Below are 8,884 nucleotides of genomic sequence, written 5' to 3' on the forward strand. Positions count from 1 at the left end.
CAGGGACGCGCCGACGACACAATCAAAATCGCCGGGAAAAGAGTGGGACCCGCGGAAGTGGAATCGGCACTCAATGGACACCCTTTGGTTACCGAATCCGCGACGATTGGTGTTCCTCATTCAGTGAAAGGCGAAGCGTTGATCTGTTTTGTGGTACTCAAATTCCCTGACAAAATTTCTGATGCTTTACGAAAAGAACTGGCCGGTGTGGTAGTACGGGTGCTTGGAAAAACGCTGGCTCCGGAAAAAATTGAATTTGTCCCGACGCTCCCAAAAACACGCTCCGGAAAAATCGTGCGCGCCGCCATCCGCAAAAAATATCTCGGAGAAACCCTCACCGACCTAAGCACCATCGAAAACCCGGAAAGTCTGGATTTTGTTCGCAATGACAATTTACATAAACGTCTTGCAGATTAGGTTGTGGATGCGGGGGCGGAAGGCTTTTATTTTTTCGTTGGTTGCGTCCGGGTGGATTCGGTTGCTCAGTAAAATTGCCCAGAAATCTTTGTCCAGATCAATCCACATTGAACAACCGGTGTAACCCAAATGCCCCACAGAATGGGGGGAGAAGTAGCGGCCGGCGGAAGATTGGCCAAAGGTGGGTGTATCCCAACCAAGTACATATGTGCCCATGTGTTCATGTGTTAATGTGTTGATGTTGAAATCAATAAATTGACGGACAATTTTCGGATCAATCCAGTCTGATTTTCCGTGATAACAGTTGATCATTGTTTTGATGAAGCGATGCAAATCTTCCGTCGTTGAAAAAATTCCTGCATGACCGGCAACGCCGCCCATTGCGTAGGCATTCGGGTCATGGACCTCGCCTTGAATGACATGTTTCCGCCACGGACAATCTTCGGTTGGCGCGAAACGTTTCTGATGGACTATGGACCATGGACTATGGACCATGGACCGTTCTTCTTTCGGGATTAGACCGACATTGTGCATGAAAAAAGTGTCCTTCATTTCCAAAGGTCTTGCAATTCTGTTTTGAAACAAGGCGTCGAGGGATGCGTAACCCGCCTGCTCCACAATTTCGCCCAGTAAAATAAAACCGAGATCGCTGTAGGTGCATTGAGATCCGGGTTTGCTGATAATTGGTTCCTCGAGACAGGCTGAAACAATGTGCTGTTTTCCCTCGGGAGTGCCCACCTGATCGAGCGGAAGTTCCCGATAAAAAGGATGCCACGCGGGAAGTCCGGAGGTGTGGGAAAGCAGATGCGTGAGCGTGATTTCCTTGTGTTGCGGGGCCGTGGCGTTGGGGAGCCACTGCTGAAGCGTGTCCTCTAAATGGAGCAGATCTTCCTGAACGAGTTGCATCATAAGTGTTGTGGTGGAAACCGCTTTGGTCAAAGAGGCAACATCGAAATAAACGCCGCCGCGTGCCTCTCCATAATTTCCTTCATGCAAAATGTCGCCATGATGTCCCACCAGCAAACTCGCGGCGGGAAAGACTCCGCGCTCAATGGCCTGTTCCATCATTTGATTGATTGGATGAGAAAAACTCATTTTTTTAAATTGTCACACAATAATGAAGTGTCCAGAGTTATTTTCGCTCCAAGCGGCAATGTGACAAACTTTTTGGTATGCCCCGCCGGGAAATGAGTAACAATGGGTCCCTTAAAATTTTTCAATGTATTTTTGAGCATGACTTCCATGGAATGTTTTTCTCCCCTGACTGGTTTCAAGGTGCCGATCAAAATTCCTTTTACGCCATTTAATTTTCCCGAATTTTTAAGTTGAGTCAGCATGCGGTCAACGGCGTAGACTTTTTCATCCACGTCTTCAAAAAAAAGAATCGAGTTTCTTGTATCGAGATCATAAGGAGTACCAATACTGGAGGTGATCAGAGAGAGACAGCCTCCAACGAGCTTGCCATGCGCTAGCCCGCTTTGCATGATTTTGCAGTTTTTGAGAGAGATAGGTTTATTTTTTTGGGGTTCGGTCAGAGCACTTTTCAAACTCAAGTTCGTTAAGGAAACATCATTGCCTAACTGCGTGACAACAGGGCCGTAAAAAGTGGGAATGCCCGCCTTTTGCCTTAAGAAAGTGAGGAGCGCGGTGATATCGCTGACCCCGACCACGGGTTTCCGGTTTTTTTTCAAAATTTTTGGATCCAAGAGGGGGATAATTCGCTGTGCACCATAACCACCGCGGGCAAAAAGAATTGCCTTCACTTTTTTATTTTTGAAAAGGGCGAGAAGTTCTTTGGACCTTCTCTGGTCATCTCCCGCAAGGTAATTTTCTTTTGAAAAAATATGGAAATGATAAAAAACTTTAAATCCCATTTTTTTTAGGGAATTAATTCCCTTCTGAAACTGTTTTTTATCAAAAGGACTCGATGAAGCGGCAATGCCGACCATATCTCCCCGTTTAAGAATTTTTTCCATATTTTTATAAGTTTCCGAAAAAATGCGGGAGGGCGTGCAAACCTTCACCTGCCACCCGCATTTTTTCGGAAACTGTTTATCAATTTGACCCAATTCCCGCAACGGTATTAAATGACCCCCCGGGGTCATCCTGAACACATTCGTTACACTCAGTGTAAACTCCGTGAAGGATCCAAATGAATTCGGCGGCGAAAAAACTTCAAAAGATTTTAAGGAAACACTTGAAGGCCAATGTGTTCCTGACGATCACCGACAACACCTCCGTTTTTTTGAGGGCCGATTATCGCCGTCGTGTCTGGCATATCCGTCTTCATTGGATGTTTCAAAAAGCCGAACCTTCTTTGCAAAAACACATTGCACGCTACATTGACGATCATAACAAGGAGAGTTCCAGTTTAATTGACCGGTTTATTGAAGATCACTGGCATTGGGTTCACCACCGAATGCCTCCCATTGTGACAAAGGGAAAAATTTACGATCTCGAAAAGCTTTTCAAAAATCTCAACCGTGATTTTTTGGAAAATAAAGTGACGGCCAAAATTACTTGGGGACCTTCCGCCTCACGGCGTGCCTATGAACAATTGCAGATGGGTAGTTATTCCACTTCAAAAAATCTGATTACGATTCATCCCCATCTGGATCAAAAATTTGTTCCGCAATATGTTGTGGAGGGAACAATCTTCCACGAAATGTGTCACGCGCTGGTGCCCGTGCGGAAAGTCAATGGCCGCCGTGAAATTCATCCCCCCGCTTTCAAAACAATGGAAACAATCTATCCCCATTTGAAAAAAGCGCTGGAGTGGGAAGGAAAAAACCTAAGCCGCCTAATGCGCAAACCTAGAAAAAAAGGAGAAACAAAATGAAACCATGGATTTTGTTGGGAGTTGTTGTGAGTATGTTGATGCTTGTGCGAAGCGCAGGTGCAGAGGAACCTTGTTCAAAATTGGCGGGTGGGTCTCAACGTGACCAGTGCGTCCATCAGGAACTTTTCAAAGCAGATGCGACGCTGAATCAAGTTTACAAAACATTGATGGACAGTTTTGCAAAAGATCCATCCATGACCGCCAAACTTAAGTCGGCCGAGCGGGCTTGGATCAAGTGGCGCGATGCTTATTGTCAGAAAATAAGTGCCAAGGAACAATGTCTTCTCCACACAACTTTCATTCGCGTAACAGCATTGCAGAACAAAACCCCCGGATTTTTGGAGGCGCCTCCTCTTTTTTCGGCAGTGCGACCGTTGGTTTGTACGAAAAAGAAAATGGACATGGTTGATACCTGTGGCAAAGCCGATTTTGAGCCGACTCCTGTCGATTTAAATCATGATGGTGTCATGGAATGGATTTATTTGGGGAATGGACATTTTTGCGGAGCTTCCATGAATTGCTCGTTTTCGCTGGTGCAGTATAACGCCAACCGGTGGCGGCTGATTTTGGAAAGTGGTGTGCGTGCTGTCTGGCCGCTTCAAAGCAGTCATCAAGGTTATCGGAATTTGCTGAGTTCTGCACATGACACGGCCTGTGAAACTGCTTTGACACCTTATGAATGGGCGGGGGATCGTTATAAGGATGGAAAAGAAATTCTGTGCAATTTTTGTGAAGCGGAGAAAGGAAAACAGCTTTCCCCTCTTTGCCATAAAGAATTGGGAACCCCAATTTTTAACACCGAAGATTTGCCGTGATTTTAAAAAAACTGGCGGAGAGGGAGGGATTCGAACCCTCGTTGCACCTTTTGGGCGCAAAACAGTTTAGCAAACTGCCGCCTTCGGCCCCTCGGCCACCTCTCCATGGTCGTTTTCATAACGACTCGCCAAACTTTCGTAAAGTCCAATTATATTCAACAATAATTTAAAATCGAAATATTTGGTAGAGCATATCTCATAAATGGTGTCATCCTGAACACATTCGCTACGCTCAGTGTAAACTCCGTGAAGGATCTGCTTGATAGCAAAGTGGATTCTTCGCGGAGTTTATCCTGAGCCCGAACAGATTCTTCGCGGAGTTTATCCTGAGCCCGAACAGATTCTTCGCTTCGCTCAGAATGACAAAGCGAAGGGCTCAGAATAACAAAGCGAATGGCTCAGAATTACAAAGCGAAGGGCTCAGAATGACAAAGCGAAGGGCTCAGAATGACAAAGCGAAGGGCTCAGAATGACAGGCTTCTAAAATGATTTATGAGATGCGCTCTAATGTCTTTAGCCAATTTTTGCAATACCTAGATAGGGTTTCAGTATCTCCGGAACCGTAATGCTTCCATCTTTTTGCTGGTACTGCTCTAGAACGGCGATTAGTGTGCGGCCTACGGCGAGACCGGAACCGTTTAATGTGTGGGCAAATTTTAATTTTCCGTCTTTTCCTTTGAAGCGGATGTTGGCGCGCCGGGCTTGAAACGCTTCACAATTACTGCACGAAGAAATTTCACGATAGACATTCTGACCCGGAAGCCAGACTTCGATATCGTATGTTTTTGCGGAAGAGAAACCGAGGTCTGCCGTGCACAGAGACACAACGCGATAATGGAGTCCCAACTTTTGCAAAACTTTTTCTGCGTCGCCCGTTAATTGTTCCAATGCCTCATAAGAATTTTCGGGATGCGTAAATTTTACGAGCTCCACTTTGTTGAACTGATGTTGGCGAATCAGACCTTTCACGTCTTTTCCGTAAGAGCCCGCTTCGGCGCGAAAACAGGGAGTGTAAGCGACCATGGAAATTGGCAAGTCTTCTTCTTTCAAAATTTCGTTGCTGTAAATGTTGGTGAGAGGGACTTCTGCGGTGGGAATGAGATAATGTCCCGCTGTTGTTTTGAAAAGATCTTCCTCAAACTTTGGTAATTGTCCGGTGCCCACGAGTGCGGGCGCATTCACCATAAAGGGAGGAAGAATTTCCGTGTAGCCATTTTCTTTGGTGTGAAGATCGAGCATGAAGTTGATCAACGCGCGCTCCAGTTTCGCACCGGCTCCCTTGTAAATAACAAAACGACTCCCTGACATTTTCGCGGCACGCTCAAAATCAAGAATGCCAAGTTTTTCCCCAATTTCAGAATGATCTTTCGGGGTGAAATTAAATTTCGGTTTTTCTCCCCAAGTTCTTTCAATGTGGTTTTCTTCCGAGGATTTTCCGGAGGGAACGCTGGAATGGGGCGTGTTGGGAATTGTCAAACAAAGATTTTCCAGTTTTTTTTCAATCTCGGTTTGTTCAGGTCCGATTTCCTTGAGACGTGTTGCAACTTTTTGCATATCGGCGATAATTCCCGACGCGTCTTTTCCGGCTTTCTTCAACGCCTGCACTTCTTTCGAAACTTCGTTTTGTCTGGCTCGCAAGTCATCGTATTCTTTTTGAAGTAATTTGCGTCGGGAATCGAGTTCGAAAAGAGGATTCAAATCAAAAGCCATGCCCCTTTTCAGGAGCATGGCTTGTATGGTAGCCAGATCCTTCACTTTGTTCAGGATGACCCTTTGGGTCATTTTTTCAGTTCTGCGTCAATGATTTCCTTGAATTTCGGAAAAGGTTGCGCGCCGGAAATCATGATTCCGTTGATAAAGAATGACGGTGTGCCTGTGACACCGGCCTTGGAGGCTTCATCGATATTCTTCTGAATGGTTGCGGCATATTTGTTGCTCGCAACGCATTCGTCGAATTTCTTTGTGTCGAGTCCGACCTGTTTTAAATATTCCTTGAGTTTATCAGATTTGAGAGCTGTTTGGTTTCCAAACAGGATTTTGCTATATTCCCAATATTTTCCCTGTTCCCCGGCACAATGTGCCGCCATATGCGCCGGCATGGCATCTTGATGAAAGCTTAAAGGAAAATCACGCAACACATATTGGACTTTGTCTTTATAAGTTTCCAAAATCTGATTGACGGTGGGGCGTGCCCGTCCGCAGAAGGGACATTGAAAGTCGGTAAATTCGATGACCGTAACAGGGGCATTGTTCGGCCCGATGGTGGGGGCATCTCCTTTTTCAACTTTGACTCTTGTTACGGGAGGAGCAATCAGTTTTGTTTCAATTTTGGCATCTTGTTTTAGTTTGGCCAAAAATTGTTCTTTCTGGATATTTTTCCGGTTTTGTTTGAGAGAATTGGCAATTTGGGGTTTGAGTTTGTCGAAGGTTTCATTCCCGAAATGTTCTTTGTTGGCATCATAGATGGCTTGAATTTCCTGATCGGTTGGTTCTGTGACGGCCACTTCCACTTCCTGCTTTACCAATTCATCAACGGAAACTTTCTTCTTTGCGGCGGCAGTTTCCAAAAGACGCTGATCGATTAAATCATCCAGAGCTCCTTTGCGCATTTCATAAACCTGCTTGGCAATTCTTCCGCCGGCGGATTGGTCAATTTCCGTAATGGTGATGGTTTGTCCGTTGACGATTGCGGCGGCATCGCCTCCGAAATTTTTGGAGCAGGCCAAAAGCCCCATGATACAAAAAAGCGAAATGGTAATTTTTTTCATGTTTCCCCCTGTTTAGTGAGCCGGCACTCTAAAGCACTAAATGTCATAATACAAGTTGAATTCGTAAGGAACGGGACGCAAACGCATCGGGTTCACCTCATTTTCTATTTTGTATTCGATCCAAGTGTCGATGACATCTTTTGTAAAAACATCTCCCTTGAGCAAAAATTCGTGATCCTTCCGAAGATGTTGAATGGCCTCTTCAAGCGATCCCGGCACGGAAGAGACATCCACAAGTTCTTCCTGCGTCATTTTATAAATATTTTTGTCGAGCGGAGCGCCGGGGTCCATTTTATTTTCGATACCATCCAAACCCGCCATCAGCATGGCGGCGAAAGCCATGTAGGGATTGCAGGAAGAATCGGGAGTTCGGAATTCAACGCGACGCGACTTGGGACTCATTGAATACATCGGAATGCGGATTGCCGCAGAACGGTTTCTGCAGGAATAGGCCAAGTTGACGGGTGCTTCAAAGCCGGGCACGAGGCGACGATAGGAATTCGTTGTTGGACAGCACAGAGCCAGAAGTGCCGGTGCGTGTTTCAAAATACCGCCGATAAAATAAAGTCCCATTTGCGAAATGCCGCCGTAGCCATCGCCCGCAAAGAGATTTTTGTCTTCCTTCCAAATGCTCATGTGGGTGTGCATGCCGGAACCATTGTCGTTGAAGAGAGGTTTTGGCATGAAGGTCGCTGTTTTGTTGTGACGTTTGGCCACATTTTTGACGATGTATTTGAACCACATCAGGTTGTCGGCCATTTTGGTCAGAGGGGAGAAGCGCATATCAATTTCAGCCTGACCGGCGGTGGCGACTTCGTGATGCTGGCATTCAACATGAATCCCCATTTGTTCCATGATCAGCACCATTTCGGTGCGAATGTCCTGATGAGAATCGAGTGGAGAGACCGGGAAATAACCCTCTTTATAACGGGGTTTGTAACCTAAGTTTGGGCCTTCATCTCTGCCGGTGTTCCAACTTCCTTCCGCGGAGTCGATAAAATAAAATCCCTGATTTTCCGATTGATCATACTGAATGTTGTCGAAGATAAAAAATTCAGCTTCCGGTCCGTAATATGCCGTGTCGCCGATTCCGAGTTTTTTTAGATATTGTTCCGCTTTTTTGGCAATGTTGCGCGGGTCCTTTGAATAATTTTCATGTGTTATGGGATCGCTGACATCACAGATCATGCTCAATGTGGGTTCCGTTGTGAAAGGATCCATGACGGCGGTTTTTGCGTCGGGTTTGATGAGCATGTCGGAAGCGTTGATGGGGAGCCATCCTCGCAATGAAGAACCATCAAAACCAAACCCTTCTTCGAAAGAACTCTCCGTCAATTCAATAACGGGAACGGAAAAATGATGCCAGATACCTACAAAATCAATAAACTTGAAATCAACCATCCTTGCTTTATGCTCTTTGGCGAGTGCCAAAACAGATTGGGGTGACATGGACTTCCTCCTTTGTATGTAGAAAATTTTCCTAACATTGCCGTTGTTGCCACGCAATGGTTTTCTTCAATCCTTCGGTGAGAGAAATGTTTGCGGACCATCCAAGAATTTTTTTGGATGAAGTTACATCGAGTCCGCTCTTGATAATTTCGCCCATTCTTCCGGGGGCATGTTTAACATCTCCCTTAAACCCGATTTCTTTTTTTAAAATTTCGAAAAGTTTGTTGATTGTTGTCATTTCGCCCGTTCCAATATTGATCGTTGTGCCGCTTCCTTTATTCAGCGCCATCAGATTGGCCCGCGCGACATCTCCAACATAAGTAAAATCGCGGGCCTGATCGCCCTCTCCGAAAATGGTGGGGGTTTCTCCGCACAACAGGCGGTTAATGAAAATAGCAATGACGCCGGCCTCACCCATGGGATTTTGTCTGGGACCATAAATATTGGCGTATCTAAAAATGGTGACGTTGAGGTTATAAAGAGCGGCGTAAAGTCTGAAATAGTGTTCTCCGCAATATTTTGAAACTCCGTAATGACTTAAAGGATGGACGGAGCTTGTTTCGTCGGGGAGTTTGTTAAGGGAAGTGGTGGTAAAA

General features: G+C 45.7%; 9 protein-coding genes and 1 tRNA gene. 3 read left to right on the forward strand and 7 right to left on the reverse strand.

Going from position 1 to position 8,884, the window contains the following annotated elements; all coding sequences use genetic code 11:
• Nucleotides 1-417, forward strand: a 417-nt coding sequence (locus tag HY877_09245; GenBank protein ID MBI5300456.1) for an AMP-dependent synthetase, incomplete at its 5' end; no start/stop codon positions are given.
• On the opposite strand, the gene HY877_09250 is transcribed toward HY877_09245, so the two are convergent.
• Entirely contained in the window at nt 394-1,512 is a 1,119-nt protein-coding gene (locus HY877_09250; protein ID MBI5300457.1) for a beta-lactamase family protein, read from the reverse strand. The genes HY877_09245 and HY877_09250 overlap by 24 nt on opposite strands.
• Nucleotides 1,509-2,522, reverse strand: a complete 1,014-nt coding sequence (locus HY877_09255) for an LD-carboxypeptidase (GenBank protein MBI5300458.1) — start codon at nt 2,520-2,522, stop codon at nt 1,509-1,511. The genes HY877_09250 and HY877_09255 overlap by 4 nt, the downstream gene beginning before the upstream one ends.
• Nucleotides 2,523-2,569: 47 nt before the next feature.
• Between HY877_09255 and HY877_09260 the strand changes: the two genes are divergently transcribed.
• Nucleotides 2,570-3,256, forward strand: coding sequence for a SprT-like domain-containing protein (locus HY877_09260; protein MBI5300459.1), 687 nt, complete (start codon nt 2,570-2,572; stop codon nt 3,254-3,256).
• A complete protein-coding gene (locus tag HY877_09265; GenBank protein MBI5300460.1) occupies nt 3,253-4,071 on the forward strand; it encodes a DUF1311 domain-containing protein in 819 nt (272 codons plus the stop codon). Before HY877_09260 ends, HY877_09265 begins: the two co-directional genes overlap by 4 nt.
• A 12-nt stretch (nt 4,072-4,083) precedes the next feature.
• Here the strand turns inward: HY877_09265 and HY877_09270 are convergent.
• The 5 genes from HY877_09270 to HY877_09290 all read right to left on the reverse strand — a co-directional run.
• Nucleotides 4,084-4,176 (reverse strand) — tRNA-Ser (locus HY877_09270).
• Between the two features lie 408 nt (nt 4,177-4,584).
• Entirely contained in the window at nt 4,585-5,853 is a 1,269-nt protein-coding gene (gene serS / locus HY877_09275) for a serine--tRNA ligase (protein MBI5300461.1), read from the reverse strand.
• Nucleotides 5,850-6,839: a thioredoxin domain-containing protein gene (locus HY877_09280; protein ID MBI5300462.1), complete on the reverse strand. Its 990-nt coding sequence runs from the start codon at nt 6,837-6,839 to the stop codon at nt 5,850-5,852. Before HY877_09280 ends, serS begins: the two co-directional genes overlap by 4 nt.
• Nucleotides 6,840-6,875: 36 nt before the next feature.
• Nucleotides 6,876-8,288, reverse strand: coding sequence for a type I glutamate--ammonia ligase (glnA, locus tag HY877_09285; protein ID MBI5300463.1), 1,413 nt, complete (start codon nt 8,286-8,288; stop codon nt 6,876-6,878).
• 31 nt (nt 8,289-8,319) lie between these two features.
• The coding region (locus tag HY877_09290) for an NAD-dependent epimerase/dehydratase family protein (GenBank protein MBI5300464.1) at nt 8,320-8,884 on the reverse strand (565 nt) is incomplete at its 5' end.

The sequence above is a fragment of the Deltaproteobacteria bacterium genome (assembly GCA_016213065.1).
Lineage (GTDB): Bacteria > UBA10199 > UBA10199 > SPLOWO2-01-44-7 > SPLOWO2-01-44-7 > JACRBV01.

What these genes read in the sequence shown, in the direction of transcription:
- HY877_09265 (MBI5300460.1), top strand. Translation starts at nt 3,253, where the DNA reads ATGAAACCATGGATTTTGTTGGGAGTTGTTGTGAGTATGTTGATGCTT.
- HY877_09255 (MBI5300458.1), bottom strand. Translation starts at nt 2,522, where the DNA reads ATGACCCCGGGGGGTCATTTAATACCGTTGCGGGAATTGGGTCAAATT.
- HY877_09250 (MBI5300457.1), bottom strand. Translation starts at nt 1,512, where the DNA reads ATGAGTTTTTCTCATCCAATCAATCAAATGATGGAACAGGCCATTGAG.
- serS (MBI5300461.1), bottom strand. Translation starts at nt 5,853, where the DNA reads ATGACCCAAAGGGTCATCCTGAACAAAGTGAAGGATCTGGCTACCATA.
- HY877_09260 (MBI5300459.1), top strand. Translation starts at nt 2,570, where the DNA reads ATGAATTCGGCGGCGAAAAAACTTCAAAAGATTTTAAGGAAACACTTG.
- glnA (MBI5300463.1), bottom strand. Translation starts at nt 8,288, where the DNA reads ATGTCACCCCAATCTGTTTTGGCACTCGCCAAAGAGCATAAAGCAAGG.
- HY877_09280 (MBI5300462.1), bottom strand. Translation starts at nt 6,839, where the DNA reads ATGAAAAAAATTACCATTTCGCTTTTTTGTATCATGGGGCTTTTGGCC.